The organism is Halarchaeum sp. CBA1220 (assembly GCF_003721175.2).
In the GTDB taxonomy this organism is placed as follows: domain Archaea; phylum Halobacteriota; class Halobacteria; order Halobacteriales; family Halobacteriaceae; genus Halarchaeum; species Halarchaeum grantii.
In genome coordinates this window covers 1,422,493-1,446,864 of the sequence record NZ_CP054707.1, presented here as the reverse complement: position 1 = coordinate 1,446,864, position 24,372 = coordinate 1,422,493, and the positions used below count along the sequence as shown (strand labels likewise).

The window sequence follows — 24,372 nt, the reverse complement described above, 5'->3', positions numbered from 1 at the left end:
TAAAGAGCGAAACCGGCCTCTATTGAGACAACAATGACAACGCGACACGAACCCCCGCCGGAGGTGACGGCATGGGTGTCGAGATAAAGGAATCCCGCGTCTCCGAGGACGACCTCGCGGCGATGGAGGACTTCGTCTACGACTACCTCGCCGCCAGCGTCGAGAACGAGGACGACGGCGGCCGGATGCGCTGGTATCCGTGGCACTCCGCCGAGTACCGCTTCAACCACATCGTCAACGTCCGCGAACTCGCCGCCGACATCGCCGAGAAGGAGGGGGCGGACGTCGACGTCGTGCGCGTCGCCGCGCTCTTCCACGACATCGCGAAACTCGACGCCGACCAGGAGGTCCACGCAAAGGAGGGCGCGCGCGTCGCGCGCCAGTACCTCGAGACGCACGGCGAGTATCCCGCGTCGTTCGTCGACCGGGTCTGTCGCGCGGTCGAGCGCCACTCCCACACGGACGACCTCGCGGATCTCGACTTGGAGAGTCGCTGTCTCGTCGAGGCGGACATGCTCGATAAGGTCGGCGCGAACGGCACCGCGCTCATGCTCCTGCGGATGGGCTACGAGGCGCGCACCCACATGGACGCCGCCGAGATGGTCGAGCGCGTCCTCGAGCGGGGCCGCGACGCCGAGTCGCGCGTGCACAGCGACACCGCCGAGTCCATCGCCCACCAGCGCCTCAAGCGCGTGCGCTGGTTCCGCGAGTGGCTCGAGGGCGAAGTCCCGGGGATGGACTGAGCGCTACAGGAGCACCGGGAGCGATCCCGCGACGAACAGCACACCGAAGGCGACGAGCACGACGGCGCTCGCGTAGCCGACGACGCGTTCGAGCGACGCCACCTTCTCGCCCGCCGCTCGGAGCGTCGCCGGGAAGCCCGTGATCCAGAGGAGGATGCCGCCGAAGAAGCCGACGATGGTGAGCGCGCCGTTCGACACGGTGAGCGCGTAGCCGAACGCCTCGACGGTGCCGGGGTCGAGCAGCGCGACGCCCGCCGTCAGCCACCAGACGACCTGCATCGGGTTCGTGAGCGCGGCGAGGAACGTCTTCCGGAAGCCCGCCCCGGAATCGGTGCGTTCGGCGCCGGCGCGCGCGCTCCGCGCGGCACCGTACGCGAAGTAGCAGAGGAGCACCCCGCCCGCGACCTTCATCGCCGCTTGGAGCGTGGGCGCGTGCTGGAGGAACGCGACGACGCCGCCGTACGCGAGGCCGAAGAACACGGCGTCCGCCGCCATCGCGCCGAGGCCCGCGCGGAAGCCGGCTTTCCACCCGCGAACGACCGTCTCGTTCGCGATGAGGGCGTTCATCGGACCGGGTGGCGCGGCGAGCGAGAGGCCGAGCGCCACGCCAGCGAGCAGAGAGAGAAGCGCCATACCCGTGTGTAGGCACCAGATTGCGAAAACGCCTGCGTTCGCGTGTCGTCTACCGGTGGCGGACGGAGCCGTAGCCGACGATGGCGAGCGCGAGCGCGAGTGCGCCGAAGAGGGCGTTCTCGCCGACGACGCCGAGTTCGACGACGCCGAACGCGACGAAGACGACGGCGGCCGCCACCTCGATGTACGCGGTCGGGAGGAGGCGTTCGACGCGCTCACCGAGGAAGGCGTCGACTCCGGTGCGGATGCCGAGCGCCGCGATGACGCCGAGGAAGACCGGGACCGGTGCGTCGGGGAACGTCGCGGCGAGGTTGATGGTGAGCAACTGGGTCTTGTCGCCGACTTCGGCGAGGACGATGAAGCAGAACGCGGTGGCGACCGGGCCGTAGCCGCGCGTGTAGCGCGCGACGCGGTCCGGGAGCATCGCGACCGTCCCGCCGTCCGCGGACGCGCCGGGGACGCCGCCGCGCCGATAGCGACCGTAGACGGTGTACGCCGTCCAGAGGCCGAACGCGAGGAAGAGCACGCCGGTCACGGTGCCGATGGCGCCCTGCGGCAGGACGCCCGTCAGCCACGCGCCGAAGACAACTTCGAGCGCGCTCCACCCAGCGAACGCCGCCATCGCACCGGCGAAGACGCGTTTGGCGTCGTACCGGCTCGCGAGCGTGATGACGACGAGCTGGCCCTTGTCGCCGAAGGTCGCGAGGAAGTTCGCGAGGAAGGCCGCGAGGAAGGGCCCGTAGCCGGCGTAGCGCTGGATGACGGCGTCGAGGCCGTTTCCGGCGGCGAGTGGGAGCGCGTACATTTAGGCGGGCACCTCGTCCGCCTCGGCGTCATCGGGGGCGCGCACGCGGATGGCGGACGCGATGCTCGTCGGGAGGTGGACGTCGCGGTCGTCGACGCGCACCGTGATGAGGTCGATGGGCGCGATATCGACGACGTCGAGGCGTGCGCCGGGTTCGACGCCGCGCGCCGCGAGGTAGTCGAGGTGGTCGTCGTCCCGGTCGCTGACGCGCGCGACGACGACGGTGTCGCCCTCGGAGACGGACGCGAGCGCGACGGTGTCGTCGTCCGCGAGCGGAGAGAGGTCCTCCGTGGGGATGGGGTCGCCGTGCGGGTCGACGCGGGGGTCGCCGAGCGCGGCGGCGACGCGACGCTCGAACTCCTCGCTGATGTGGTGTTCGAGGGCGTCCGCCTCCTCGTGGACCTCGCTCCACTCGTAGTCGAGGTGCTCGGCGAGGTAGGACTCGATGAGGCGGTGGTGGCGCAGCACTTCGAGCGCGACTGTCTCGCCCTCCTCGGTGAGCTCGACGCCCTTGTACTTCTCGCGGTCGAGGAGGCCGCGCTCTTCGAGTTTCTCGATCATGCTCGTCACCGTCGGCGGCGTTACGCCCAAGTACTCCGCGAGCGCGGATGTCCGAACGGGTGCGCCGTCCTCGCGCTCGAGGACGTAGATTGCCTTCAGGTAGTCTTCCATGACGTCGCTCAGCATCCTACCGTGAATTAGACTGGTCTAAAACTTAGTTTTGCCGCCCGTTCAGATGCCCTTGCCCATCAGGTGGGAGCGGAGGATGTCGTCGTCCTTGCTCCCCGCACCCGCGTTCACGAGCACGAGCACGTCGTCCGACGCGAAGGCGTCGCGCTCGGCGAGCGCGTACGCCGCCGCGACCGACGCGCCGCTCGACGCGCCGAGTTCGAGGCCGGCGGATTCCGCGAGTGACGTCGCGCCCTCCAGGATCTCGGGGTCCGGCGCCGCCACCGCGTCGCCCCCCGTCTCGCGGACGGCCGCCAGAGCGAGCGGACTGCCCGTCGGGTCGGGAATCTCGATGCGCCCGCAGATGGTGTCCGGGGCCTCCCACGGCTCGTGGCGGTCGCGCCCCTCCTCGAACGCGCGCACGACCGGCGCACAGCCCTCCGCCTGCGCCGCGTGAATCGCCGGCACGTCATCGACGAGGCCGAGGTCGGCGAACTCGCGTGCGGCCGTGGCGGTCGCGTGGAGGCCCGCGCCGCGCCCCGTCGGATGGATGACGTGGTCGGGCGCCGACCAGTCGAGCGCCTCGGCGACCTCGAAGTACGCCGTCTTCAGGCCCTCGTGCGCGAACGGCGTCGAGAACACCTGCACCGGGTGCCAGTCGTCGTGCTCCGCGACCGCGTCCGCGAACGCCGCGTCCGCGTCGCCGATACGCCCCTCCACGACCGACATGTCCCCGCCGTGGACGTTCACCATCGCCTTGTTCGTGAAGCTCGCGCGCGTCGGCACGAACGTGTGGCTCTCGAGGCCCGCGCGCGCCGCGTACGCCGCCGCCGACTGGCCGTCGTCGCCCGTCGACGCCAGCGCCACGTCCGTCGCGCCCGCCTCCCGCGCCGCCGTCGCCGCCACCGACTGCGCGCGGTCGTCGACCGTCCCCGTCGGGTTGCGGCCCTCGTCCTTCACGTACACCGCCTCGACGCCGAACTCGTCGGCGAGTTCCGGCACCGGAACGAGCGGCGTCCCGCCCTCGTTCGTCGTGACCGCCGCCTCGCGCGCGAACGGCAGGAGTTCGCGATAGCGCCACTGCGAGCGCTCGGCGCGGTTCTCGAACGTCTCGCGCGAGACGTCGAGCGCGTCGAGGTCGTACTCGACGTCGAGGATGCCCCCGCAGTCGGGACAGCGGCCCGTGGCCGCCGCCGCGTCGAACGACTCGTCGCAGTCCGTACACGTCACGCCAGCGAGCGCCGGGTTCGTCTCCATGTCTCGACGTTGCGCGAGGCGGGCGTTAAGCCCTGCCCTTCTCCCACTACACCGGTGGCTCTTTGCCCCTCAGGGCCGACTGCCAGCGTATGACGGACGTCCTCGCGGACAAACGGACCGCGACGCGGTTCCGCGTGCTCGTCGAGATCGCGGACCGCCAGCCCGCGGTCAGTCAGGGGGAGATCGCCGACGCCGTCGGCGTCACGACGCAGGCGGTCAGCGAGTACATCCGCGACCTCGTCGACGACGGCCTCGTCGAGAAGGAGGGCCGCTCGCGCTACCGAGTCACCAAGGAGGGCGTCGACTGGCTCCTGCGTACCGCCGACGACGTCCGGCGCTACGCCGACCGCGTCACCGAGGACGTCCTCGGGAGCGTCCACGAGGACGCCGCAATCGCCGTCGACGACGTCGAAGCCGGCGACAGCGTCACGCTCACGATGCGCGAGGGGCTCCTGCACGCCGACCCGGACGGCGAGGGCCCAGCGTCCGGCGTCGCCACCACGGACGCCGCCGCCGGCGAGGACGTCGGCGTCACCGGCTTCGAGGGCATCATCGACCTCGAACCCGGCGCCGTCACCGTCTATCAGGTCCCGCCCGTTCGCACCGGTGGCAGCGGTGCCGTCGACCTCGACGCGCTCGCGGACGCCGTCGCCGACGCCGACCTCGTGCTCGCGACCGGCATCGAGGCCGTCGTCGCCCTCCGGCGCGCCGAGCACCCGCCCGCCGTCACGTTCGCCGTCGGCGAAGTCGCCGCCGCCGCCGCCGGGCGCGGCCTTGACGTCGTCGTCGTCGCCACCGCCGACGCCGTCGGCCGCGTCACCGACCCCCTCCGTGACGCGGACGCCCGCTACGAGGTCGCGGACCTCTCCTAGGACAACACGGAAAGCCCGCGACGCCCTACCTCGGGGTAGTGCTCTCCGATACGCCCGGCATCCACCACGTCACCGGACTCGCCGGCGACGCGCAGGCGAACCTCGACTTCTACACCGAGGTGTTGGGCCTCCGACTCGTCCGCCGTACCGTCAACCTCGAAGACGTCCTCCAGTACCACCTCCTCTTCGGGAACACCGACGGGGCACCCGGCACCGTCTACACGAGCTTTCCCGCTCGCGAGGCCGAGGACGGCCGCGTCGGCCCGCCACAGCCCGCGAGCATGGCGTTCGCCGTCCCCGAGGACTCCCTCGGCTACTGGCGCGAGCGTCTCGCCGACTGCGGCGTCACGTCCGAGGAAGAGACGCGCTTCGGGCCGGACGCCCGGTACGCCGACGACGCGAGCCGCGTGCCGGGCGCGGAGACCGCCCTCCGCTTCAGCGACCCCGACGGCACACGCATCGAGCTCGTCGAGGCCGACCAGCCGGTCGAGCCGTGGACGAGTCGCGTCCCCGAAGCGCACGCCATCAGGGGGTTCTTCGGCGTCTCCGTCCTCTCCGTCGAGCCCTACGCGACCGCGAGCGTCCTCGATACCCTCGGGTTCGACCTCGTCGCACAGGACGGCGACCGCGTACGCTATCGCGCCCCCGGCGACGTCGGCGCCGTCATCGACGTCCTCGACCGCGACGTCCCGTTCGGCCGCGAGGGCGCGGGCGTCCTCCACCACGTCGCCGTCCGCGTCGCCGACGAGGCCGAGCTCCACGAGTGGCGCGACCTCTTCGCCGAGCGCGACCTCCGCGTCTCACGCGTCAAGGACCGCCACGTCTTCCACTCGCTCTACGTCCGCGAACCCGGCGGTATCCTCTTCGAACTCGCCACGGACGGCCCCGGCGTCACCGTCGACCAGCCCCGCGACCGGCTCGGCGAGGAGCTCGTCCTCCCCGGCCGCTACGAGGAGGACCGCGACCTCGTCGAATCCCAACTCCCCGCACTCGACTACACGCCGTGAGCGAGCGCTTCCTCCCGACGACGCCCGAGGACCCCCACCGCGACCAGCCGCTCGTCACCAGCGGCGCGCCGCTCCCCGCCGCCGACGTCGGCGTCGTCCTCCTGCACGGCCGCGGCGAGTCCGCGGCGAGCATCACGCGCGTCGCCGAGGAGTTCTACCGCCACGGCGTCGCCTTCCTCGCGCCCCAAGCCGCGACGTACACGTGGTATCCGCACGCCTACGACGCACCCGTCGACGCGAACGAGCCGTGGCTCACCTCGGGCGTCGACGCCGTCGCGCGCGCCGTTGACACCGCCGGCGACGCCGGCCTCCCCCCCGAGAGAATCGTCGTCTTCGGCTTCAGCCAAGGCGCCTGTCTCGCCGCCGCGTTCCTCCGCCGACGGCCGCGACGCTACGGCGGCGCGTTCGTCCTCGCGGGCGCACTCCCCGTGGGCGACGCGTGCGAGGCGGCGGGGTCGCTCGACGGGACGCCGGTCTTCTGCGGCGTCGGCGAGAACGACCCCGAAGTGGACGTCGACGCCGTCGAACGCACCGGCGACGCCCTCGCCGAACTGGATGCGGACGTCACGCTCGAGACGTACCCCGGCGCCGGCCACCGCATCACCGACGGCGAGATAGCCGCCGTCGACGCGCGACTCGACGACCTGCTCGAAAAGTAGCCCGTTACCCGATGTAGCGCAGGTCCTCGTCCGCGCCCGCGCTCGGCCCCTGCTCCATCTGCTGCATCTGCTCGACGACGTCCTCCATCTCGTCCGCGCGCTCGTCAAGCGCTTCGAAGTCGACGGTGAGCCCGAGGAGGTTCTCCAGCACCTCGAGGACGGCGCGCGCGCTCTTCGGGTCGACGAGGTAGCCCGACGTCTCGCCCATCAGGCAGGCGGCCTCGAAGCCGCGCTCCGCGCCGAGCCCCACGAGGAGGCCGGACGTCCCGACGATGCCGCCGGAGGGTTCCTCCGCGCGGAACTCCACGCCGGCGTCCTCGAGGGCGTCCTTCTGGGGTTCGTCGCCGACCGCGCCGACGACCGCGTGGTCCTCGACGAGCTCGCCCGTCGGGACGCCGCCGAGCGCGTACACCTCGGTGACGCCGAACTCCTCGGCGACGTCGAGGAACGCGTCCGTCAGCCGGTAGTGGCCCCGGTTGTCCGTCGCCTGGTGGTCGCCCGTCAGCACGAGGAGGTCGCGCTCATCGGACTCGATCGCGTGGAACTCCGCGTCCGCGAGCGAGGCGATGCTCTCCTCGCTCACCGTCACCTGCGGCGGGAACAGCTCGGAGTGCACGCGGCGTACGAGCGTCGACTCCGACTCCTCGACGAGATGCTCGGCGACGAGTTTCCCGACGTGTCCCACACCGGGGAGCCCCTCGACGAGAACCGGGTCGTCCAGTGCTACGTCCGCGACGACCTCGATGTCGACTTCGTCCATGCGTCCTAGTCGCGGACGCGGCGCTTAAGTTTGCGTCGGTACTCGCCGTACGGGTCGTCGGGATCGAACGGCGCGGGCGCGGAGTTCTCCGTCCGCTCGCCACACTCCGGACAGGTCGCAGAAAGCGTGTAGACCGGGTCGTCGTGCTCGCGGCAGATCCGGATGTCCGAGTGCACGAGCCTACGCTTCTTCTTCGAGCTGGCGCTCGCGGTGGAACTCGCCCGCGCCACCGCGCGACTCGATGTCGTCTGCCGCGCGCGCGGCCGCCGCCTCGAGTTCGTCCTCGGCGGTCTTGTAGGTCGGCGCCTCGACGCGGATGCGGTACTCGGGCGCGCCGACGTACGTCACTTCGAGGTCGGCCTCCTCGGGGACCACGTCCTCGTTCTCCGCGGCCTTCAGCGACTCCTTGATGTCGTCGACGCCGTCGGGCGCCGGCGACTCGAGGTGGACGTAGCCCGTCACCGTGACGTAGGGGACGGAGACGTTCTCGCGGGCCGTCGAGACGACGGCGTCGACCTCGTCCTCCTCGAGGTCGAGTCCCTCGAGGGCCTCGGCGCCGTGGATGGCGGCCTGCTCGAAGCCGTCGTAGAGCGAGCCGAACTCGGCGACGAGCTCGTCCGCGACGTCGCGGAACTGCTCGTCGGAGACCTCCTCGCCGAAGGCGAGCTCCATCCACTTGTCCGCCTTCTGCTCGTTCTTCCAGTCCTGGATGGCCTCCGAGCGCTGGTGGTCGTTGACGTCCTTGATCGAGAGGTCGATCTGCTGGGAGGAGCGGTCGATGTCGAGGACCTTCGCCACGACGGTCTGCCCCTCGCGGACGTGGTCGCGGACGTTCTTGATCCAGCCACTCGCGACCTCGCTGATGTGGACCAGCCCGCGCTTATCGCGGTACTCCTCGAGGTCGACGAAGACGCCGAAGTCCTCGATCTCGTCGACCTTCCCGACGACGAGTTCGCCCGGCTCGGGCCAGCCCTCGTACTTCATCGGGCCTCGACGGTCTCCGTGACCTCGCCTTCGAGGACCGCCTTCCCGCCGGTCGGACGCGCGAGCGTCGTGCCGCAGACGGCGCACGCGACCGTCGAGGAGGCCTTCTCGAAGACGATCTGTTCGTTCTCACAGTCCGGGCACTGGACGCGGAAGAAGTTTCCAGACATGGTTACTCCTGGAACTCCAGCTTGCCGGCGCGCCATCCCTCGCGGAGGTGGGCCTTACCGCATTCGCTGCAGCGGTACTTGAGGTCCGTCTTCTTCGTGGGCTTGTCACCGCCCGGGACCTTGCTGAACTTGCCGGCGTTCCCGATCCGGGAGGTCTGGCGCTTGCGCTGGCGGCCCTGCACCTTCGTCATACCGGAGGTGCGGCCGGAGCGGACGCGCTCGACCTCGTGTTCGTGATGCTCGTTGCAGTGCGGGCAGTAGGTGTTGAATCGTCGTGGCATCTGCATAGCGAATCAGCTCTGTTGTTCACCGGTTCGATTCGGACGCTTAAAATGGACACGGTTCGCCCCCGACGACCCACGGTGCAGTCGGCGCTTCACACGGCCGCAACTATTTGTGTTCGTCTGACACACCAACGTGTATGGCCCGCCGCGCCCTCCTCTGTTGCGTCCTCCTCGTCGCGGGGCTCGCCGTCGTCGCGACGCCCGTCGCCGCACGCCCACCGCCACAGCCCGTCTCCGGTTTCGACGGGTTCGGGAGCGACGCGTACGCGCCCGTGGACTATCCGTCGACGGACACGGCGAACGTCACCGTTGACGTCGCCGTCCACGCGAACGGCACGAGCACGTGGACGGAGTCCGCGACGCTCACCGACCCCGACGCCGTCGACGCCTTCCGCGAGAACGCGAGCCTCCGCGACGCCGTCGTCACCGCGCGCTTCGACCACCGGTTCGACCGCGACACCACGCGTCTCCGCTCGCGCGTCGCGAACGACACGCTCGTCGTCACCTATCGCCTCGACGGCGTCGTTCACGAGGCCGGTGGCGGCGTCCTCCTCGCGCCGTTCGCCGACTACCGCAACGACTACTACCCGGGCGACGCGGACGTGACCATCGAGGCGCCCGCAGGTGCCCGAGTCACCAGCCACCCGGACGCGATGGTCGCCGCGGACGGCGACACGACGCTCCGCTGGAACGCATCGACCGGTGTCGGTGACGCCGGCGTCTCGCCCGGCCTCGTGACGTTCGCGCCGGCGGACGCGGCGTTCCCGAGCGTTCATGCGGCGCTCGCCGTCCTCGCCACCTACGGCCTCCCGACGCTCGGCGTCGGCGGCGTCTACGCGCTCCTCGTCGGCGTCCCGTTCGGCCTCCTCCTCAGCGGCGTCCCGCGACTCGCCGGCCGCCCCGGCCGAGACGTCCGCGCGAGCGCGCTCGCCGTCGTCCTCTGCGTCGGCGTCGGCGCGGCCGTCGCGCACTACCCCGCGACGGGACGCGTCGTCGCGGGCACCCTCGGCCCGTTCTTCCTCACGCTCGCCGCCGCCGTCGGCCTCGCCGTCTCGCTCGTCGGCGTCGGCGTACACGTCGTCGCGCGACGCGTGCGCTAGCGTCGCCAGTGCGAAGCGTTTAATCGACCTCCCACGGAAGCCCCGTGCATGAAGCGGCTCATCATCCACGGGGACCCCGGCGTGCGCAACGGCGCCGTCATCGAGCGCGACGGCGACGAGAAGGTCCTGTTCGGCGTGACCCGCAACGGCGACTGGCACGGCCCCGAGCGCGTCCAGCTCTGGTGCGTCATGGGCGACCGCGAGGAGTACGAGGACTACGAGAAGCGCAACTACATCCCCCACTGGCTCGACGTCGAAACCGTCGACGCCGAGGACGTCACCGTCGTCACCGAGTCGGAGACGTCGCTCTCCTTCGACTGAGAACGCGGTCTTTCCGCGAGGACGCCGCTACACGGGCAGTGGCGACACCGAATCGAAGAGCCTGCGGCGACGCGTCAATCCTCAACGGATGGAACGTCGGAGTGATGGCACGTCGAAGCGCGGTGCTTCGAGGCGTGAGTGCAGGAGAAGTAGCGGGAGGTAGATTTGAACTACCGATCTCCGGGTTATGAGCCCGGCGGAATCTCCTGGCTATCCCATCCCGCTGATTCTTCGTAACGCCCTCCTGCGGATAAGGCTTGCGAAGGGCGGTGCCGTGTGGCAGTTTCTACCTCGGCTCAGAGGTCGAGTTCGTCCGCGAACGCCTCGGCGGCGGCGGCCGAGGATTCGGGCCCGCGCGCGGTGACGAGGTCGCCGTCGACCGTGACCGACGCGTCGGCGTCGAGTTCGGCGTCCCACTCGGCGCCCGCCGCGACGACCTCGTCCTCCACCCAGTAGGGGAGCTTGCGCCCGTCCGGGAGGCGGTCGTGCTCGTCGACGATCCCCTCCTCCCACGCGTTCGGGAAGCCCGTGACCGACCGGTCCGCGACGAGGAACCCGCCGTCGGCGTCGCGCGTGAACGCGAGGATGCCGACGGCGTGACAGACGACGAGGGCCTTCCCGTCGTCGCCCGCGACGCTCTCGCGGAGGAGGCGGCGGGCGTCGCGGTCCTGGTTCACGTCCCACGCCGTCCCGTGACCGCCCGGGAAGACGACCGCGTCGTAGTCGCCGGCGTCCACCGCGGCGAGCGGTTCGGGGTCGTTCAGGCGCTCGTCGCTCTCGTGGACGTTGAGGACCCAGTCGGCCGTCTCCGCGCCGACGCTCTCCGGATCGACCGAGCGCTCGTCGACCACCGGCGGCTCACCGGTCGGCGTCGCGACCGTGATTTCGGCGCCGCGCTCGTCCAGCGTCGTGAGCGGCTCGATACACTCCTCGCCCCAGTAGCCTTCTTCGCTGACGACGAACAGAACGGAGGTCATACACGCACCCGTTCGTGCGTCCCGCGCAAAACAGTGTCTTCGGTCGTGGCGCTTGCCGCCTCCACGCGTCGGCGGCGCGCGTCTCCGCGTGCGTCAGTCGTCGCCGTGCTCGTCCGTGATGACGACCTCGCCGTCGACGACGTCGACGTTGATGAGCGTCTTCACGTCGACGCCCGAGTCGTCGAGTTCGTTCGGGCCCTCCTTCTTGATGACGGCGACCACGTCGGAGACGTCCGCGCCGATGTGGTCGAGGGCGTCCGTGATCGCGCGCAGCGTCCCACCCGTCGAGAGGACGTCGTCGAGGACGAGCACGCGGTCGCCCTCGAAGACGTCGTTGATGTACATCTCGGACTCCGAGTAGCCCGTCTGCTGCGTGAGCGAGACCTCGCCGTCGAGACCGTACTGTCGCTTGCGGATGACCACCAGGGGGATGTCGGTCATCAGCGACACCGCCGTCGAGATGTGGATACCCATCGCGGCGGGCGTGACGATCTTGTCGACGTCCTCGATCTCGGCCTTCCGGATGATGCGGATGACGATCTCCCGGAGGAGCTCGGGTTCGAGCATCGGGACGCCGTCGCTGATCGGGTGAACGAAGTAGTGATACCCTTCCTTCTCGATGATCGGCGCATCGAGCAGCGACTGCTTCAGTCTATCCATGTCGCCTCTTCTCGCGCGAGCAATAAAGCCTGACGGAACTTTCGGCGCTTCGATAGCGTGTACCGTAGCGCAGTGTCACTACCGCACGCGACACCCTCGCGGCCTCGCCCAGCGCGACGATGGGTGCTCCACCGTCCGCTCCTCGTGGGAGGGGCCCGACGCCCGAGTCGGATACGTTTATGGCGCCGTCGCGGATACCTCCGCTATGCCTCGCTGGACCGCCGCCGAGTACGAGAACCCGCTCGCCGTCCTCTTCGTCTGGGTGAGCGCACTCCTCCCGTGGGAAGTCGCTCACGCGACCCTCTCGAGTCCCGACGTCTCCGTCCTCTTCGTCCGCTGGCCGCTCTTCCAGGTGCGTCGCGTCACCAGTCGCATCGACGGCGCCAGCGACCTCATGTTCACCACCTCCATCGGCGCCTATCAGTATCAGGGCGCGACGACCATCGCCACCGGCTACCTCGTCTGGACCGTCGTCTCCGTCGCCTTCCTCGCGCTCCTCGCGTTCAGCGTCGCTTTCTACCTCGAGGAGGACGCCGTCACCGACCGACTCGACCGCCCCGCGCGACTCGTCGGCGCCGCGCTCTGCTGCACCGGCCTCGGCTACCTCGTCGCCGCCGCCGCCATCTATCGGACGGGGTTCGCCGGCCTCCACGTCCCACTCGGCGCACTCTTCCAACTCGCCTTCGGCGTCCTCCTCCTCACCAACGACCCCGCTTGAGCGAACCGTTCGCGATAAGTGAGCGCCGGTCGACGGGCCCGTATGGACCTCCTCACGGTCGCTGCCGGCGCCGGCGTCGGAATCGTCCTCCTCGCCGCCCTCGCCGTCTGGTGGCGCCGCCGAACCGCCGAGCGACGCGCCTCGAAGCGCGCGCACGACGCCGCCCAAGAACGCGACCCGCCCGTCGAAATCGGTGAGACCTACGAGTTCGGCGTCACCGACTTCAGCGACCACCACTCCGGCGAGCGCGTCGCCGTCGGCAAGGTCGAGGGGTTCGTCCTCTTCACCGAAGACGTCCCCGACGACCTCACCGAAGGCGACGTCATCCGCGCCAAGGTCACGTCCTTCAACAGCGGCCACACCTCCGCCGACGCGATCTACCGAGGGCGCGCCTAATCGTCTCCCGAAAAGAGCCGCCGAGCGACACGCATCACTCGACGGTCCGTATCGGAGTAGAAATGGGGCCGGAGGGCTCGCGGGGTGTTTTCGAACACCCACCGATCCCACCGAGTTCCCGAGTCTTACGCGCCATTCTCGTCCTCCGTCGTCAGGTCGTTCATGATGTCGAGGTGCTCCGTCTCCGGTCGTCGTCTCGCGAGCTCTTCCTCCAAGTCGGGCTTGTCGTAGTAGCGCCGGATCGTCTCCGGGCTCGCCGCCACGCGCTTCGCGACCTTCACGTAGCTGAGCCCCTGGTTCAACTGCCACGTGATGCTCCCCGTCCGGATCGCGTGCGGGCTTCGCGACGACGGGCACTTGCTCGAGTGCTGGCGCTGCGTGTACTCGCAGGTGTCGCGACGGCGGTTGTGCGGACACCCGGCGAAGATGCAGGGCTGGGTCGCTTGGTACGCCCAGCACTGGATGCTCGTCTCGCTCGCGCGCCCGTGCGTCGTGGAGAAGAGTGGCTTCCGGCCGGCGTCGTCGCGCTTCTCCGGGCGCTCGCGCGCGACGAACAGCTCGAGGGCGTCCGCGACGGGCTTCGGGACGGCGACGTTCCGCTCGTGCTCCTTCCCGTCCTTCAGGCGCGTCTCCGGCGGCCGGTGCCGGAAGCGAAGCACGCGCTCCTCAGGGTCCCAGTCGCCCACGTCGAGCGACCGAAGGCAGCTCGTCCGACAGCCGACGTGCCAGAGCACCTCGAGTGTCGCGTGCTGGACGGTTCCCGTGTGCTTCACGCTGTCCCGGTAGAAGTCGAGAAGACCGCGCGCGTCGTCGGCGGCGAGGAGGTCGTCGTTCGTCTGGTCGTCCTTCGAGAGACGCGGGAGCGTCACCTTCTCCGGGAGTTCTTCGTCGACCACCTCGATGTCGGCGCAGTACTTCAGGAGTTCCTTCAGCGCGCTCAGCTTCCCCTTCACCGTCGCCGGCGCGTTCCCCTGCTCCTCGAGGTGGCGCTCGTACTCGTCGATGAGCCACCCGTCGAGTTCGTGCATCGACTCGATGCCCTGCTCGTGCGCCCACATCACGAACGCCTCCGTCCGCTGGCGGTAGCTTCGCACCGTGTTCTCGGTGTTCTTGTTCTCGCGCTTGCGGATGAAGCGCTCGGCCGCCTGCACGGGCGTGATGTCGCGGCGTCTGTCTCGGTCGCTCACCGGTCGGCCCTCCGGTCGCCGTCGATGTCGCGCATCATCGAGAGGACGCGCTTGTTCGCGCGGACGTCGCGGTAGCACGCGAGCGTGTCCCGGTCGCTCTTGAACGCGAACCATAGGTCACCGAGGCGCTCGGCGACGTTCATCGGTCGGCCTCCGCGACGGTCGAGCGAAGATGCTCGGCAGCGATTTCCCGACTCTCGAATTCGCGGCCACAGGAGCACTCAAACCCGTCCTCGTTGCGGACTGGTCCGCGCGCCTCGTTGTGATCCACGACGAGACCACCGTCGTCGCCGAGTCGGAAGACTTCGATGTCGGAGACCCACGTCTGGCGTTCGATCTGGTGTTCGGCGACGTTCATCGGTCGGCCCTCCGCGTGAACATGAGGACGTCCGGCTCGCGTTCGTCGCCACAGGCTGGGCACTCGGCGACGTCGTCGAAGGTGACGACCGAGCAGCGCTGGCAGATGTAGAGCTGGTCGCTACTCATCGTCGTCACCCAACCAGTCCGCGAGATCGCTCGCCGGGACGAACTCGTCGCGTCCGTCGTCGGGGTCGGCCTCGAGGACGACGTCGCCCGCGTCGTTCCGGCGAACGGTGACTTCGTCGCCCACCTCGGCGCCGATGGCGTCGAGCGCGGGTGCCGCGAGCGTGACGTGCTTCCCGCCCGTCGACGTCTCGAAGACCGAGTAGCGACGCGGCAGGTCCGGCGCGTGGCGCTCGTAGCTCCCGCGCTTCGAGGACTCGCCGCTCATGCGTCTACCTCCTCCTGTGCGTCGATGAGCGACTCAAGTTTGGCCTCGAAGCGGTCGGCGATTGTCTCGGCCATCCACGGCGTCATCGCGTCCTCGAGTTCGCGCTCGACGCCACGGCGTGCGTCCGCCGGGGTATCGCCGTCGATCCACATCTGCTCGAGGAGCGTCTCGTCGAGCGCCTGGAAGAGCGCGACACGCCAGAGGGATTCGGGGTCCGTCACGCCCGTCGCGACGTTGATGTGGTAGCCGATACGGCCGCTGAACTCCATCGCGGTAATCGTGCCGTCCGTCTCGGCGAGACGGTCGTTGATGTCGATGTTCGCCGATTGAGCGGCGTCGAGAGGGTGCTCGTCGCTCATGCGTCTCCCTCCGTTCCCTCGCCGTCCGCGACGACGCGCGCGTCGAGGCCGTCGCGGGCGTCCTCGATCTCGTCGTGGGCGACGTCGAGCAGCGACGCGCCCGCCGGCGTCACGCGGTACTCGTTCGTCCGGCGATCGAGCGCGGACTTCTCCATGAAGCCCGCCTCGACGAGCGTGTCGAGGTTCGGGTAGAGGCGGCCGTGGTTCACCTCACAGCCGTAGCGCGCTTCCAGCTCGCGCTTGATGGCCAGACCGTACACCTGCTCCTCGCCGTCCTCGAGGGACGCCGCGACGAGCAGGACATCGCGCTGGAAGCCCGTCAGGTCGTGCCACTCGTGCGTGCGGGTCATTCGTCCGCACCTCCCTCGAACGCCGCACACACGCGGCAGGCGCTTCGGCCGTCCGGCAGGACGCCGGCGGCGGCGCGCACCTCGCACACCGCACACGGCGTGTCGGGGGCTTTTTGCGTCGGCAGTACTTCCGGTCGGTCGTGCGGCTTCGGCCGCACAGTGTCGGTTTCGGACATTGGAAATCCGCGAAACCGTCCTCGGGGCGCGCTAGGACGCGCCCCGTTCTTCATCAACCAACCAGAGTCATCTTCGACCAGCGACGACTTCGCGTTTCAACCATATGCCCCTTCGAACATAAATGTTCGGACCAACTATTTCCATCCTCTAACAAACAGATAGTGCCTGAGTCCAACGGTTGTATTCAGCACGCGCCAAATATGAGGGTAATGCGTCACCGTGCCGAGTGGCAGGTCCTACTTGACGACCGAATCCTCGAGATTATGGCTGACGAGGATTCGGTTCTCTCTGCAGGCGATTTGCAGGGCCTACTCACCGTCGAATACTCTACCACCCATATTCGGCGTCGTTGTAACCGGCTCGTAGATGCCGGTCTTCTGCAGCGAGTTCATCCAGACAACGCCATTTACCAGATTACCGATAAAGGTCGGGCATACCTGAACGAAGAGTACGACGTCCGAGAAGAGAGATATATCGAAGAGCATTCGAACCAAAACGGAACCCCGGAGGCCGACGAGAAGGTCTGATGAGCGTCACAGTCCGCGTTAACGGTGAATGGATGACGACCACCGATGAGTACATCCTCGAAGCTCTCGACCGCGACGACTACGCCACGGTCACGACCATCACGCGGACCATCAACCACTTCGCGCCCCCACGTCGCGTCCGTGAACGCCTCCGCGTACTCGCCCAAGCGGGCTATGTCGAACCCGACCAACCCGACCGGACGAACTACTCGCTTACTGTCTGGGGCCAGCTCTACCTCGACGGCGAGGTACGCCCCGATCTACTCGTCCCCGAGCCGAGCGAGGAACGTCCCGGGTACGTGCTCGGCTAACTCTTGGGTCGGTATAGACCGTCGCGGCCGAATCCAGCGCTCAAGACGGCGCAGCGCTTCGTCCGTCCCGCAGGATGCCGTTGGCGGCGCGCACCTCGCACACCGCATACGGCGTGTCGGGGGCTTTTTCGGTCGACAGCCCTTCCTCGGTCGTTCGGCTTCGGCCGCACAGTAGCGGTGTCTCTCATTGCTAACGGGTGAGACGGCCTTCTGGGGCCGTGTTCCAGCACGGCCCCGTCTTCACCAACCAACAAGAGTCATCTTCGACCAACGGGGGCGCTCTCAAAAACAGTTTAGAATGCTTTATTCAAAACTGCATTGGTGACTCTACTGCGAATGGTAGATGCCATGGGGAATAAAGCATGGGTGAAATGAATGTGCTCACTAACAATGAATTAATGAGACAGAGCGCGTCGTGGATGAGTATTTGGGACGACCGGTTGCTCGAAATCCTACGAGCGGAGGGCCCGAAGAGCGTCGGTGACCTGACCGACCACGACGTTATCCACGTCTCCCAACCGACGGTATCTCGTCGGCTAAAGCGTCTCGCAGAGCACGACCTCGCTATCGCTATCGGAAACGGGGTTTATCAGATCAGTGATGAAGGAGAGGCCTATCTCAACGAAGAATACGACGCCGAGGCAGGTGCCTACGTCAACTCAGAGGCAGAAGGCGAATCGAGTACCGCAGGAACGGAGGCAAACGGAGCGTAATCATGCGTATTCGAAGAACCGGGTCGTGGCAGAGCGTGTGGGACGACCGGATTCTTGAGTACCTTCGAGAATGCGAAACGGGTACTGCCACGGAGATGAAGCAGAGCGGGTACTTTAGCGTCTCTCTCTCACAGTTGTCCCGCCGACTGAGTAAGCTCGCCGACCACGATCTCGTCCGCCACCTCGGGAATGGAGTCTACTCGATCACTGACGAGGGAGAAGCCTACCTCAACGAGGAGTACGACGCCGAGGCAGGTGCCTACGTCAATTCAGAGGCGGAGAACGAATCGAGCACCGCAGAAACGGAGGTGAACGGAGCGTAGCCATGCGAATACGAAGGACTGGAGAGTGGCAGTGTGACCCCAACGACCGCATCCTCGAGTACCTCCGCGAACACGACATCGCCGGCGCGCACGAGATCGCCCGCGACCTTCAGTACCCGATTCCGGTTCACCGCGTCCGTCGCCGCCTCCGAGTTCTTTCGCAGGCCAGCTACGCTACATCCCCTTGACAATGACCACGACCTTTACGAAATCACGTCGCTCAGTCGCAGCTAGTTGCAGGGGACGGATTCGAGCGGACCTGCAGCTTCCCGTTCCGAGTGCGCGAAGGCGAGGAAGAGTTAATATCAGAGACATCAACAGCATCTCGTATTGATGAGTACGTTCCTGATCTCGGACGTCCATTTCGACGACTGCGATGTATTGAAAGAATACAATCGACCATTTGAGACCGTCGATGAGATGAACCAGGAACTCACGAAACGGTGGAACTCAGTAGTTTCTGGCAGTGATCGAGTTATATTCGGGGGCGACCTAGCCGAAGCAGAGAACAAAAAGAGCTCTGGAGCTGGTTCGCCCGACTGAACGGCGAGATTACATTCATCAAGGGAAACCATGATCCAATTGGTCGCTCGGAATTTTCGAATACAGAGTTACCTATGAGAATGCATCATAGATTCCGCCAAGGAGAGTACAAATTCATATGCGCTCACAAACTAGCGTGGATGCCTGACGATTGGTCTGGATGGAGAATATATGGGCACGTCCACAATGGAAACCTCGATGACTATCCCTTCATTGACGCGGAGAACCAGACCATCAACATCTCTGCAGAGGTTCTTGATTATACCCCGATTTCGGTGAGCCAGCTCGTCAAGCTTCTCGAGAAAGAGGAGACATACAAACGGCTCGCGTGCTCGGAGACAATTAAACGAAAGCAATAGCGGATATGCAGCTAGCCGCGTTACCTGAGCTATAGCGACCTCTCAGATATCATTGTATGATCGAGGACCAGACAGTGAAGTCTAAGATGTGCTCGAGTGTTATATACTGTTAAGTGCATTCGCTGTATATATCGTTGCATGAAAGGCCACGTCCCAACTCCGAAGAACATTTCCGAACGGATCGTTCGGAAAGTCTTCAGAGTTGACCCCCCTTCTTCCGGAGATCGAATTCTCTATCCCGGTTCTGGTACGGCACCATTCGCTACCAGTGTCGAACAAATTTGTGAAGAGGAGGGGTGGGATCTGCCGGACGGACTGGGTGTTGAGTTGGACCCACGTCACCTCTCGGAAGCGCGCGAGCACGATTTAAACCACGTCGAGTTCGAACAACGGGACTTTTTAGCGGATGATATGCACAGTAGCGGAGAGTTCGACTATATTATCGGAAATCCTCCATACGTCGCAATTGAGGGACTTAGCGACGAGGAGAAATTGAGATATCGGGAGAAGTTCAGGACTGCCGAGGGAAGGTTCGATTTATACTTATTATTTTTCGAGCAAGCAGTAAATCTCCTCGCCAAAGGTGGGAGGCTAGCCTTTATCACACCAGAGAAGTACGAATACGTTGACGCTGCAATCCCTCTCCGGAAGATGCTCACGAATGGGGATGTTCATGTTAAGGAGATTGACCACGTTGGTGAGAGCGCACTTGATGGCCACGTCACTATACCCTGCGTCACGGTCCTGACTAGGTCTAAGTCGACAGATCGGGGAACAAGCATAACCCTTCGGGATGGCAGTTCGCATGTTACAAATCTCCCTCAGGATGGTTCCAGTTGGGCTGAGAGCGTGCGTGGGAAGGATCTTTCCTCGATGGAGACTGGCTATACACTAGGTGATGTCACAGAACGGATTTCACCAGGTATGGCGACCGGTGCGGATGCCATATTTGTAGAGGATCACAAGGAGGTTCCACCCCAGCTCGTTCCAGACTGGGTATATCCGACTGTCTCCGGCTCACAACTCACTACAAATGACGGTCCGAGAACGGAGTCTGTATTCATCTGCCCGTACAATGAGGAGGGAGAGCTAGTTCCGGAAGCCGAACTAGGCGCGTTCAGGGAGTGGGCTAAACTCCATAGATCACGACTGGAAGACCGATCGTGCGTAAAAAAGTCGAACAAGGAGTGGTACGCATGGCACGAGAATCCACCAATGAAGGACCTTCTTCAACCGAAGATCGTTTTCAAAGACATCGAAAAAACCCCGAAGTTCTGGGCAGAGGAAGATGGTGACGTGATTCCTCGCCATTCGGTATATTATATGATCCCGAAAGAGGGGGTCTCTTTCTCGTCCCTGTTGGATTATCTTAACAGCTCAGATGCGAGAGTATGGATGGAGGCAAATTGCCAGAAAGCGGCAAATGGATTCCTACGTCTACAGACTCGCGTAATCGAGAATCTACCAGTTCCCCAGTCGATTGCGATGAGCGTCGATATAGCGGAGTAGAGGCTCGCATCTGAATTCACCCGATTCTTTTTAGTCATCCACGTTACTACTAGCTGTTATGTCTCAGACACCCGAGGGTCTTAATTTCTCTATAGATAGCCGCCTCCTCGAGGAATTAGGCGAGAACTTGGTGACTAGGAACCACGTCGCAGTAGCTGAGTTGATCAAGAACGCCTACGACGCGGATGCAACCGAAGTAGAACTCCAGTTCACCAATACTCGACAGCGGGAAGACGGCCAACAGAGCGAGATCCGCATCACTGACAACGGAACCGGGATGACATATGATGAGATTGATGAAAATTGGATGCGGATCGGTACTACTGATAAGATTCGTAACCCACAGACAGAGATTTACGGGCGTGAGAAAACGGGTAATAAGGGGATTGGCCGATTCTCCTGCAGGAGATTAGGAAACCGGCTCGAGTTGACGTCCATTGCGGAAGATCCGGACTCAGATGGATACGTGAAAACGTATGTTGAGTTTCCCTGGGAAGAGTTTGCTCGAGAGACGGACGTCAACCAAATCCCCGTGTATTCGGAGGTAGAGTATCTTGACGAAGCAACAACGGGGGTCACTCTCCGGATCATGGACCTCCGAGATGAGTGGACTCAGCGAGATTTTAACACACTACGCCGGAACGTTCTCACCTTATCAGTCGTCGAGCAGCAGCGGAGGGATGGATATCAGGAAGATCCTGGGTTTGAGATCATATTTGATGCTTCCGAGTTCGATCGGGGGGAGGGGAATCTCGCAGAGCAAGTCTATGAGGCAGGGTGGTGTGAATTGGAAGGTGAATTTAGCGAAGATGGAGACGTTGAGCTCTCTCTAGAAGCGAAAAAAATAGGCAAACGATCATATTCCCTGAAGAATTCATATGACGGATTAGCAGGAACAACGTTCAGGATTGCATTCATCCCAAAAGCTAAGGAACATTTCCGTGATCCTAATACCCTAAGTCTGGAACGAGCGAGCGAGGTCACATCAGAGTACGGAGGTATTAGAGTATATAAAGGGGGGTTTAGGGTATATCCATATGGCGGGCCGGACAATGACTGGCTGGGTATTGACCGATATTATTCTCGGCGTATTGGCTCGCCAAGGGATGAACTCAAAGACCTGAAAGGCGACTTGGAGTACAATAATGACTTCAACCGAATTATGCTTAGCCATCCACGGAATGAGAACATGATTGGCCGAATTAATGTCTCATCAGACGCCAATCTAGAGATGAAAACAGATCGAGAAGGTTTCATACAGAATGATACATTTGAGGATCTGAAAGATGGGGTCCGTCTTGCTCTGCAGTGGCTTACTCTCCAATATAGCAATTATCAAGCGATCAAAGAAAAGGAGGAACTCGAACAAGAGACGGACGATCTCTTGAATGCACTAGGACAGGAAGGAGAGTCCTCAAAATCTAGCTCGAAGAGTGGAGGTGGAGAATCATCCTCGACCTCATTATCCGAATGGGCGGACTCAGATGAGGGGGACTCGAGTAACACTTCATCGGACGTAGAAGCGTCCAAGTCACCCACGACCTCAGATGTTGAAACCGTTGATCGGGCGATTTCGGTCATTCAGAAGGCGAGTGAAACTGCTACAAGTAAACAAGACGATGAAGACGTTACCCAGGCAGTCGAAGCAGCATCCGAAATCGTTCAGCGGTCGGTAGAGAAGAATCGAAAGGAGATAGAGTTCTACCGATCAGCATTCTCAGTCAACCAGTTTATCTTCTCATTCATGCACGAGCTTCGGGATATGATCCTGGAGCTGGAGACAAATAAAGCGGATCTAAACAACGTCGCCAACGAAATCGAGGGAGAGCAAGCAAATAGCGTGCGGGCGATTGCAGAAGACATCGACGGACTCAAGCAGAGATTCCAGCAGCAGATGAATCTCTTTGGAGTACTAGCGGACTCTGACGGTGATATGGCGGAAGAGGAGCAAAGAGTCGAGGAACATGTGGAAAAATTGATTAGCTCTGTGGAATATATCTCAGAGGACTATGGTATTAATCTCCGGTATGACATTCCGGTGAATTTGTACACACCACCGATGCACCAAACCGAACTCTACTCCATCATCGTGAATCTAATAACTAACAGCATCAAGGCAGTCATCGCAGGCTCGGGATCCGAGAAGGAGATTGTCATTGAAGGTATTAAATCGGGAGATGACGTCGTGCTCAGGGTCCACGATACTGGTATTGGTGTTCCGGACGCCTACCGTGAAGAGATCCTTCAGCCCTTAGTCAGTGACCCGGGTGGCGATTTGTATGACCTCCTCAGTGACGAGATGCCGAAACAGCTATCAAGCCAATTGGGCTCTGGTTCTGGGCTCGGTCTAAGTATCGTTTCTGAAATCGCTGAGAAACACGGCGGAACTGTTAGATTCGTTGATGAAGAGGATTGGGAGACTACGGCCGAGGTGATCCTCCGTGAGTGAATACACTATCCTATGGATTGACGATGATAAGGAACGGCGGGAAACCGGACGGGGAGGGGTAGGTGATGACGAGAGAGTTGATGTTATCCCTTGTGACCCGATGGAGTTGGCCTCGAGAATTCTGTCTGATGAAGGAAAGGATTTCCCAGAGCCGGATTTAGCGTTAGTTGACTGGTATCTGCATACCGGTGATTATGCTGGGGATGGTCCATCCATTGAGGGGATTCTTCGCGATAAATATCCAGAAATCCCAATATATGCGTTCAGTAGCAACTACGATGACGGGAGGTTCAAGCGAGAGCGAAAGCAGGGTGAAAGCAGATTTGCGCTAATAACGAGTCCAGATAGGCTTCGCGATGAGGACATTATCCATGATTTACAAGACTATGAGCAGATACGAGAGCAAGAGGGAGAAGGGATCGACGGCATACTGAACCTCTTCGACATTGGAGGAGAACTCCAAGAAAAAATAGAGTCGACCCTGCCCCAAGAATTTATAAACGGTATTCCCTCGAAGGACTCGTACGAACCGGGGAGCATTCTTCGCTTTGCACGGTGGGTGCGTCACGAGCTCCTCGAGAAGCCGGGACTGCTCTGGGACGATGTGTGGACTGCAACCAAAGTCGGGATTGACGTACGTTGCTTTGATCAGTACCAAGATCAGCTCTTCTCTGCTAGATATACAGGCATATTCTCTCACAGGATTGATCGATGGTGGCGGGAGTTAGTCCGTGACCAGATTTACACACTAGCTGCAGAACAAGAAACGACAGTGAGTCGGACGTGGCAAGATGGTCCCGACCTATTAGACATTCCAGATAGCGATCGATCGGAGTGCCAAGCCTGTAATGATGACGAACACACCCCTCAAACGGTGGCGGCTGGTAAGCCAGGCGAGCAGGCGGAGTTTCAAGTCCACTATCGCTGTAGCGATATAGAGAAGTCACGTGAGTCGACGTTCGAAGACTTCCGAATGATGGTGAAATTATGAGCAGGGAAGAAAACCAAATCCCTGACACAGGAAGAATGTATAATTATCTCAAAACAGCTTTCGAAAAGCTAGATAATAATTACGATAAGATACCAGATGCAGAATACCGTACAGAAGAAGCGCTAAGCGGAGCACATCAATCTCTCCGTCGCGCAGACAAGGACAACTGGAGACTTGTTCTGGATCCATATATTATAATCAACCTCAGTGGAAAGAGGGACTTAGCTAGTGGTCATGGTCAGGTTCGACTGGGTGGGAATATTGTCGTGGAGGAGGGCGAATATAAAATGTTCTCGTCAAGTTTAATTATCGCAGTCCAACACCAATCTGCCAAAGACGAGCCACTACCAGATAGCATATCGCACTGTTGCATTGATTCTGGTATAACTGAGGCCGACAGGGCTGATGATCCCTACTTCCATATCCTAGATCGGTTCCACTGGGATATCGACACTGGAGACGAGAAAGATGAGACGAAACCAGCATGTCATTTTCAGGTGGGTGGGGAGGTATCTAATTCAGCATTTGGAGATTGGGAGTCATATCACTACTGCTCGAATGGACTGGATAAGCCACGGTTCCCACATCCACCGATGGACCCTGTATTAGTATTCAATATGCTGGTCGAACAATATCCACAGCTAGAGTCATTCGAACAGCATCAATGGGATGGAATAGTCAAAAAGGGGGAAGACGCTCTCTGGAGAAAATATTACTCGGCGACGAACGGAATGATTGGTGCCAGTGATAGTATTATGAGTCTCATGCAACCCTGAAAAAGAACGAACTGGAATGATGGTTACGGAAC

The 24,372-nt window shown here is 63.2% G+C and carries 36 protein-coding genes and 1 tRNA gene; 18 read left to right on the top strand and 19 right to left on the bottom strand.

Going from position 1 to position 24,372, the window contains the following annotated elements; genetic code table 11:
• Nucleotides 1-71: 71 nt before the first annotated feature.
• On the top strand, nt 72-743 hold the full coding sequence (locus EFA46_RS07825; RefSeq protein WP_123076956.1) for an HD domain-containing protein: 672 nt from the start codon (nt 72-74) through the stop codon (nt 741-743).
• A 3-nt stretch (nt 744-746) separates the two neighbouring features.
• Here the strand turns inward: EFA46_RS07825 and EFA46_RS07820 are convergent, their stop codons facing one another.
• From EFA46_RS07820 to EFA46_RS07805, 4 genes are read right to left on the bottom strand one after another with little or no spacing between them, the layout of a single operon-like run.
• Nucleotides 747-1,376: a LysE family translocator gene (locus EFA46_RS07820; protein ID WP_123076958.1), complete on the bottom strand. Its 630-nt coding sequence runs from the start codon at nt 1,374-1,376 to the stop codon at nt 747-749.
• Between the two features lie 49 nt (nt 1,377-1,425).
• Nucleotides 1,426-2,181: a TMEM165/GDT1 family protein gene (locus EFA46_RS07815; RefSeq protein ID WP_123076960.1), complete on the bottom strand. Its 756-nt coding sequence runs from the start codon at nt 2,179-2,181 to the stop codon at nt 1,426-1,428.
• Nucleotides 2,182-2,868 carry a metal-dependent transcriptional regulator gene (locus tag EFA46_RS07810; protein ID WP_123076962.1) on the bottom strand — a complete coding sequence of 229 codons (687 nt, stop codon included), beginning with the start codon at nt 2,866-2,868 and terminating at the stop codon, nt 2,182-2,184. It abuts the gene before it with no gap.
• 45 nt (nt 2,869-2,913) lie between these two features.
• Complete coding sequence (locus tag EFA46_RS07805; protein WP_123076964.1) at nt 2,914-4,107, bottom strand: pyridoxal-phosphate dependent enzyme; 1,194 nt, start codon at nt 4,105-4,107, stop codon at nt 2,914-2,916.
• A gap of 89 nt (nt 4,108-4,196) precedes the next feature.
• Here EFA46_RS07805 and EFA46_RS07800 point away from each other — a divergent pair, with 89 nt between their 5' ends.
• From EFA46_RS07800 to EFA46_RS07790, 3 genes are read left to right on the top strand one after another with little or no spacing between them, the layout of a single operon-like run.
• Nucleotides 4,197-4,979, top strand: a complete 783-nt coding sequence (locus EFA46_RS07800) for a MarR family transcriptional regulator (protein WP_123076966.1) — start codon at nt 4,197-4,199, stop codon at nt 4,977-4,979.
• A 38-nt stretch (nt 4,980-5,017) separates the two neighbouring features.
• A complete protein-coding gene (locus tag EFA46_RS07795; RefSeq protein WP_123076968.1) occupies nt 5,018-5,986 on the top strand; it encodes a VOC family protein in 969 nt (322 codons plus the stop codon).
• Nucleotides 5,983-6,645 carry an alpha/beta hydrolase gene (locus EFA46_RS07790; RefSeq protein WP_123076970.1) on the top strand — a complete coding sequence of 221 codons (663 nt, stop codon included), beginning with the start codon at nt 5,983-5,985 and terminating at the stop codon, nt 6,643-6,645. The genes EFA46_RS07795 and EFA46_RS07790 overlap by 4 nt, the downstream gene beginning before the upstream one ends.
• Before the next feature lie 4 nt (nt 6,646-6,649).
• Here the strand turns inward: EFA46_RS07790 and EFA46_RS07785 are convergent, their stop codons facing one another.
• The 5 genes from EFA46_RS07785 to EFA46_RS07765 are packed head-to-tail and all read right to left on the bottom strand — an operon-like array spanning nt 6,650 to nt 8,846.
• On the bottom strand, nt 6,650-7,405 hold the full coding sequence (locus EFA46_RS07785) for a proteasome assembly chaperone family protein (RefSeq protein ID WP_123076972.1): 756 nt from the start codon (nt 7,403-7,405) through the stop codon (nt 6,650-6,652).
• Nucleotides 7,406-7,410: 5 nt separating this feature from the next.
• Nucleotides 7,411-7,581 (bottom strand): RNA-protein complex protein Nop10, encoded by a 171-nt coding sequence (locus EFA46_RS07780; protein ID WP_123076974.1) that lies wholly within the window; start codon nt 7,579-7,581, stop codon nt 7,411-7,413.
• Between the two features lie 4 nt (nt 7,582-7,585).
• Nucleotides 7,586-8,389, bottom strand: coding sequence for a translation initiation factor IF-2 subunit alpha (locus EFA46_RS07775; RefSeq protein WP_123076976.1), 804 nt, complete (start codon nt 8,387-8,389; stop codon nt 7,586-7,588).
• Entirely contained in the window at nt 8,386-8,559 is a 174-nt protein-coding gene (locus EFA46_RS07770; RefSeq protein ID WP_123076978.1) for a 30S ribosomal protein S27e, read from the bottom strand. The genes EFA46_RS07775 and EFA46_RS07770 overlap by 4 nt, the downstream gene beginning before the upstream one ends.
• A 2-nt stretch (nt 8,560-8,561) precedes the next feature.
• Nucleotides 8,562-8,846: a 50S ribosomal protein L44e gene (locus tag EFA46_RS07765; protein WP_123076980.1), complete on the bottom strand. Its 285-nt coding sequence runs from the start codon at nt 8,844-8,846 to the stop codon at nt 8,562-8,564.
• Between the two features lie 134 nt (nt 8,847-8,980).
• On the opposite strand from EFA46_RS07765, the gene EFA46_RS07760 reads away from it, so the two are divergent.
• Entirely contained in the window at nt 8,981-9,943 is a 963-nt protein-coding gene (locus tag EFA46_RS07760; protein ID WP_123076982.1) for a hypothetical protein, read from the top strand.
• Nucleotides 9,944-9,991: 48 nt separating this feature from the next.
• Nucleotides 9,992-10,264, top strand: a complete 273-nt coding sequence (locus tag EFA46_RS07755) for an HAH_0734 family protein (RefSeq protein ID WP_123076984.1) — start codon at nt 9,992-9,994, stop codon at nt 10,262-10,264.
• A 150-nt stretch (nt 10,265-10,414) separates the two neighbouring features.
• Here EFA46_RS07755 and EFA46_RS07750 read toward each other — a convergent pair.
• From EFA46_RS07750 to hpt, 3 genes are all read right to left on the bottom strand, one after another.
• Nucleotides 10,415-10,489, bottom strand: a tRNA-Met gene (locus tag EFA46_RS07750).
• A 71-nt stretch (nt 10,490-10,560) separates the two neighbouring features.
• Nucleotides 10,561-11,241 carry a type 1 glutamine amidotransferase domain-containing protein gene (locus tag EFA46_RS07745; RefSeq protein WP_123076986.1) on the bottom strand — a complete coding sequence of 227 codons (681 nt, stop codon included), beginning with the start codon at nt 11,239-11,241 and terminating at the stop codon, nt 10,561-10,563.
• 93 nt (nt 11,242-11,334) lie between these two features.
• Complete coding sequence (gene hpt / locus EFA46_RS07740; protein WP_123076988.1) at nt 11,335-11,901, bottom strand: hypoxanthine/guanine phosphoribosyltransferase; 567 nt, start codon at nt 11,899-11,901, stop codon at nt 11,335-11,337.
• Between the two features lie 205 nt (nt 11,902-12,106).
• On the opposite strand from hpt, the gene EFA46_RS07735 reads away from it, so the two are divergent.
• Both EFA46_RS07735 and EFA46_RS07730 read left to right on the top strand, forming a co-directional pair.
• Complete coding sequence (locus EFA46_RS07735) at nt 12,107-12,619, top strand: hypothetical protein (protein ID WP_123076990.1); 513 nt, start codon at nt 12,107-12,109, stop codon at nt 12,617-12,619.
• Between the two features lie 42 nt (nt 12,620-12,661).
• Nucleotides 12,662-13,015: a hypothetical protein gene (locus EFA46_RS07730; RefSeq protein WP_123076992.1), complete on the top strand. Its 354-nt coding sequence runs from the start codon at nt 12,662-12,664 to the stop codon at nt 13,013-13,015.
• A gap of 125 nt (nt 13,016-13,140) precedes the next feature.
• Here the strand turns inward: EFA46_RS07730 and EFA46_RS07725 are convergent, their stop codons facing one another.
• Genes EFA46_RS07725 through EFA46_RS07705 form a run of 7 tightly spaced genes read right to left on the bottom strand, consistent with a single transcriptional unit; the run spans nt 13,141 to nt 15,662 of the window.
• Nucleotides 13,141-14,202, bottom strand: a complete 1,062-nt coding sequence (locus tag EFA46_RS07725; protein WP_255494046.1) for a site-specific integrase — start codon at nt 14,200-14,202, stop codon at nt 13,141-13,143.
• Nucleotides 14,199-14,345, bottom strand: a complete 147-nt coding sequence (locus tag EFA46_RS16205) for a hypothetical protein (protein ID WP_255494045.1) — start codon at nt 14,343-14,345, stop codon at nt 14,199-14,201. The genes EFA46_RS07725 and EFA46_RS16205 overlap by 4 nt, the downstream gene beginning before the upstream one ends.
• Nucleotides 14,342-14,560 carry a hypothetical protein gene (locus tag EFA46_RS07720; protein WP_123076996.1) on the bottom strand — a complete coding sequence of 73 codons (219 nt, stop codon included), beginning with the start codon at nt 14,558-14,560 and terminating at the stop codon, nt 14,342-14,344. Before EFA46_RS07720 ends, EFA46_RS16205 begins: the two co-directional genes overlap by 4 nt.
• Entirely contained in the window at nt 14,557-14,688 is a 132-nt protein-coding gene (locus EFA46_RS16200) for a hypothetical protein (protein WP_255494044.1), read from the bottom strand. The genes EFA46_RS07720 and EFA46_RS16200 overlap by 4 nt, the downstream gene beginning before the upstream one ends.
• Nucleotides 14,681-14,953, bottom strand: coding sequence for a hypothetical protein (locus tag EFA46_RS07715; RefSeq protein ID WP_123076998.1), 273 nt, complete (start codon nt 14,951-14,953; stop codon nt 14,681-14,683). The genes EFA46_RS16200 and EFA46_RS07715 overlap by 8 nt, the downstream gene beginning before the upstream one ends.
• Nucleotides 14,950-15,312 (bottom strand): hypothetical protein, encoded by a 363-nt coding sequence (locus tag EFA46_RS07710; protein WP_123077000.1) that lies wholly within the window; start codon nt 15,310-15,312, stop codon nt 14,950-14,952. Before EFA46_RS07710 ends, EFA46_RS07715 begins: the two co-directional genes overlap by 4 nt.
• Nucleotides 15,309-15,662, bottom strand: coding sequence for a PadR family transcriptional regulator (locus EFA46_RS07705; RefSeq protein ID WP_123077002.1), 354 nt, complete (start codon nt 15,660-15,662; stop codon nt 15,309-15,311). Before EFA46_RS07705 ends, EFA46_RS07710 begins: the two co-directional genes overlap by 4 nt.
• Nucleotides 15,663-16,102: 440 nt before the next feature.
• Here EFA46_RS07705 and EFA46_RS07700 point away from each other — a divergent pair, with 440 nt between their 5' ends.
• The 10 genes from EFA46_RS07700 (at nt 16,103) to EFA46_RS07655 (ending at nt 24,340) form a co-directional block, all read left to right on the top strand.
• Nucleotides 16,103-16,366, top strand: a complete 264-nt coding sequence (locus EFA46_RS07700) for a hypothetical protein (protein ID WP_148040678.1) — start codon at nt 16,103-16,105, stop codon at nt 16,364-16,366.
• Nucleotides 16,366-16,677 (top strand): hypothetical protein, encoded by a 312-nt coding sequence (locus EFA46_RS07695; protein ID WP_218182513.1) that lies wholly within the window; start codon nt 16,366-16,368, stop codon nt 16,675-16,677. The genes EFA46_RS07700 and EFA46_RS07695 overlap by 1 nt, the downstream gene beginning before the upstream one ends.
• 398 nt (nt 16,678-17,075) lie before the next feature.
• A complete protein-coding gene (locus EFA46_RS07690; protein ID WP_123077411.1) occupies nt 17,076-17,390 on the top strand; it encodes a helix-turn-helix transcriptional regulator in 315 nt (104 codons plus the stop codon).
• Nucleotides 17,391-17,392: 2 nt separating this feature from the next.
• Nucleotides 17,393-17,713 carry a hypothetical protein gene (locus EFA46_RS07685; protein ID WP_255494042.1) on the top strand — a complete coding sequence of 107 codons (321 nt, stop codon included), beginning with the start codon at nt 17,393-17,395 and terminating at the stop codon, nt 17,711-17,713.
• Between the two features lie 333 nt (nt 17,714-18,046).
• Nucleotides 18,047-18,256, top strand: coding sequence for a hypothetical protein (locus EFA46_RS07680; protein ID WP_148040679.1), 210 nt, complete (start codon nt 18,047-18,049; stop codon nt 18,254-18,256).
• Nucleotides 18,257-18,396: 140 nt separating this feature from the next.
• The gene (locus EFA46_RS07675; protein WP_148040680.1) at nt 18,397-18,615 is read left to right on the top strand and encodes a hypothetical protein; all 219 of its coding nucleotides are present in this window, start codon (nt 18,397-18,399) and stop codon (nt 18,613-18,615) included.
• Between the two features lie 138 nt (nt 18,616-18,753).
• Nucleotides 18,754-20,124: a TaqI-like C-terminal specificity domain-containing protein gene (locus EFA46_RS07670; protein ID WP_123077010.1), complete on the top strand. Its 1,371-nt coding sequence runs from the start codon at nt 18,754-18,756 to the stop codon at nt 20,122-20,124.
• Nucleotides 20,125-20,182: 58 nt separating this feature from the next.
• On the top strand, nt 20,183-22,573 hold the full coding sequence (locus EFA46_RS07665; RefSeq protein ID WP_123077012.1) for an ATP-binding protein: 2,391 nt from the start codon (nt 20,183-20,185) through the stop codon (nt 22,571-22,573).
• Nucleotides 22,566-23,564: a response regulator gene (locus EFA46_RS07660; RefSeq protein WP_148040681.1), complete on the top strand. Its 999-nt coding sequence runs from the start codon at nt 22,566-22,568 to the stop codon at nt 23,562-23,564. The genes EFA46_RS07665 and EFA46_RS07660 overlap by 8 nt, the downstream gene beginning before the upstream one ends.
• The gene (locus EFA46_RS07655; RefSeq protein ID WP_148040682.1) at nt 23,561-24,340 is read left to right on the top strand and encodes a hypothetical protein; all 780 of its coding nucleotides are present in this window, start codon (nt 23,561-23,563) and stop codon (nt 24,338-24,340) included. The genes EFA46_RS07660 and EFA46_RS07655 overlap by 4 nt, the downstream gene beginning before the upstream one ends.
• Nucleotides 24,341-24,372 lie beyond the last annotated feature (32 nt).

Coding starts and splice junctions, on each gene's coding strand:
- EFA46_RS07825 (WP_123076956.1), top strand. CDS start 72: ATGGGTGTCGAGATAAAGGAATCCCGCGTCTCCGAGGACGACCTCGCG.
- EFA46_RS07820 (WP_123076958.1), bottom strand. CDS start 1,376: ATGGCGCTTCTCTCTCTGCTCGCTGGCGTGGCGCTCGGCCTCTCGCTC.
- EFA46_RS07815 (WP_123076960.1), bottom strand. CDS start 2,181: ATGTACGCGCTCCCACTCGCCGCCGGAAACGGCCTCGACGCCGTCATC.
- EFA46_RS07810 (WP_123076962.1), bottom strand. CDS start 2,868: ATGCTGAGCGACGTCATGGAAGACTACCTGAAGGCAATCTACGTCCTC.
- EFA46_RS07805 (WP_123076964.1), bottom strand. CDS start 4,107: ATGGAGACGAACCCGGCGCTCGCTGGCGTGACGTGTACGGACTGCGAC.
- EFA46_RS07800 (WP_123076966.1), top strand. CDS start 4,197: ATGACGGACGTCCTCGCGGACAAACGGACCGCGACGCGGTTCCGCGTG.
- EFA46_RS07785 (WP_123076972.1), bottom strand. CDS start 7,405: ATGGACGAAGTCGACATCGAGGTCGTCGCGGACGTAGCACTGGACGAC.
- EFA46_RS07775 (WP_123076976.1), bottom strand. CDS start 8,389: ATGAAGTACGAGGGCTGGCCCGAGCCGGGCGAACTCGTCGTCGGGAAG.
- EFA46_RS07770 (WP_123076978.1), bottom strand. CDS start 8,559: ATGTCTGGAAACTTCTTCCGCGTCCAGTGCCCGGACTGTGAGAACGAA.
- EFA46_RS07765 (WP_123076980.1), bottom strand. CDS start 8,846: ATGCAGATGCCACGACGATTCAACACCTACTGCCCGCACTGCAACGAG.
- EFA46_RS07760 (WP_123076982.1), top strand. CDS start 8,981: ATGGCCCGCCGCGCCCTCCTCTGTTGCGTCCTCCTCGTCGCGGGGCTC.
- EFA46_RS07755 (WP_123076984.1), top strand. CDS start 9,992: ATGAAGCGGCTCATCATCCACGGGGACCCCGGCGTGCGCAACGGCGCC.
- EFA46_RS07745 (WP_123076986.1), bottom strand. CDS start 11,241: ATGACCTCCGTTCTGTTCGTCGTCAGCGAAGAAGGCTACTGGGGCGAG.
- hpt (WP_123076988.1), bottom strand. CDS start 11,901: ATGGATAGACTGAAGCAGTCGCTGCTCGATGCGCCGATCATCGAGAAG.
- EFA46_RS07735 (WP_123076990.1), top strand. CDS start 12,107: ATGCCTCGCTGGACCGCCGCCGAGTACGAGAACCCGCTCGCCGTCCTC.
- EFA46_RS07730 (WP_123076992.1), top strand. CDS start 12,662: ATGGACCTCCTCACGGTCGCTGCCGGCGCCGGCGTCGGAATCGTCCTC.
- EFA46_RS16205 (WP_255494045.1), bottom strand. CDS start 14,345: ATGAACGTCGCCGAGCGCCTCGGTGACCTATGGTTCGCGTTCAAGAGC.
- EFA46_RS07720 (WP_123076996.1), bottom strand. CDS start 14,560: ATGAACGTCGCCGAACACCAGATCGAACGCCAGACGTGGGTCTCCGAC.
- EFA46_RS16200 (WP_255494044.1), bottom strand. CDS start 14,688: ATGAGTAGCGACCAGCTCTACATCTGCCAGCGCTGCTCGGTCGTCACC.
- EFA46_RS07715 (WP_123076998.1), bottom strand. CDS start 14,953: ATGAGCGGCGAGTCCTCGAAGCGCGGGAGCTACGAGCGCCACGCGCCG.
- EFA46_RS07710 (WP_123077000.1), bottom strand. CDS start 15,312: ATGAGCGACGAGCACCCTCTCGACGCCGCTCAATCGGCGAACATCGAC.
- EFA46_RS07705 (WP_123077002.1), bottom strand. CDS start 15,662: ATGACCCGCACGCACGAGTGGCACGACCTGACGGGCTTCCAGCGCGAT.
- EFA46_RS07700 (WP_148040678.1), top strand. CDS start 16,103: ATGGCTGACGAGGATTCGGTTCTCTCTGCAGGCGATTTGCAGGGCCTA.
- EFA46_RS07695 (WP_218182513.1), top strand. CDS start 16,366: ATGAGCGTCACAGTCCGCGTTAACGGTGAATGGATGACGACCACCGAT.
- EFA46_RS07690 (WP_123077411.1), top strand. CDS start 17,076: ATGAGACAGAGCGCGTCGTGGATGAGTATTTGGGACGACCGGTTGCTC.
- EFA46_RS07685 (WP_255494042.1), top strand. CDS start 17,393: ATGCGTATTCGAAGAACCGGGTCGTGGCAGAGCGTGTGGGACGACCGG.
- EFA46_RS07680 (WP_148040679.1), top strand. CDS start 18,047: ATGAGTACGTTCCTGATCTCGGACGTCCATTTCGACGACTGCGATGTA.
- EFA46_RS07675 (WP_148040680.1), top strand. CDS start 18,397: ATGCCTGACGATTGGTCTGGATGGAGAATATATGGGCACGTCCACAAT.
- EFA46_RS07670 (WP_123077010.1), top strand. CDS start 18,754: ATGAAAGGCCACGTCCCAACTCCGAAGAACATTTCCGAACGGATCGTT.
- EFA46_RS07665 (WP_123077012.1), top strand. CDS start 20,183: ATGTCTCAGACACCCGAGGGTCTTAATTTCTCTATAGATAGCCGCCTC.
- EFA46_RS07655 (WP_148040682.1), top strand. CDS start 23,561: ATGAGCAGGGAAGAAAACCAAATCCCTGACACAGGAAGAATGTATAAT.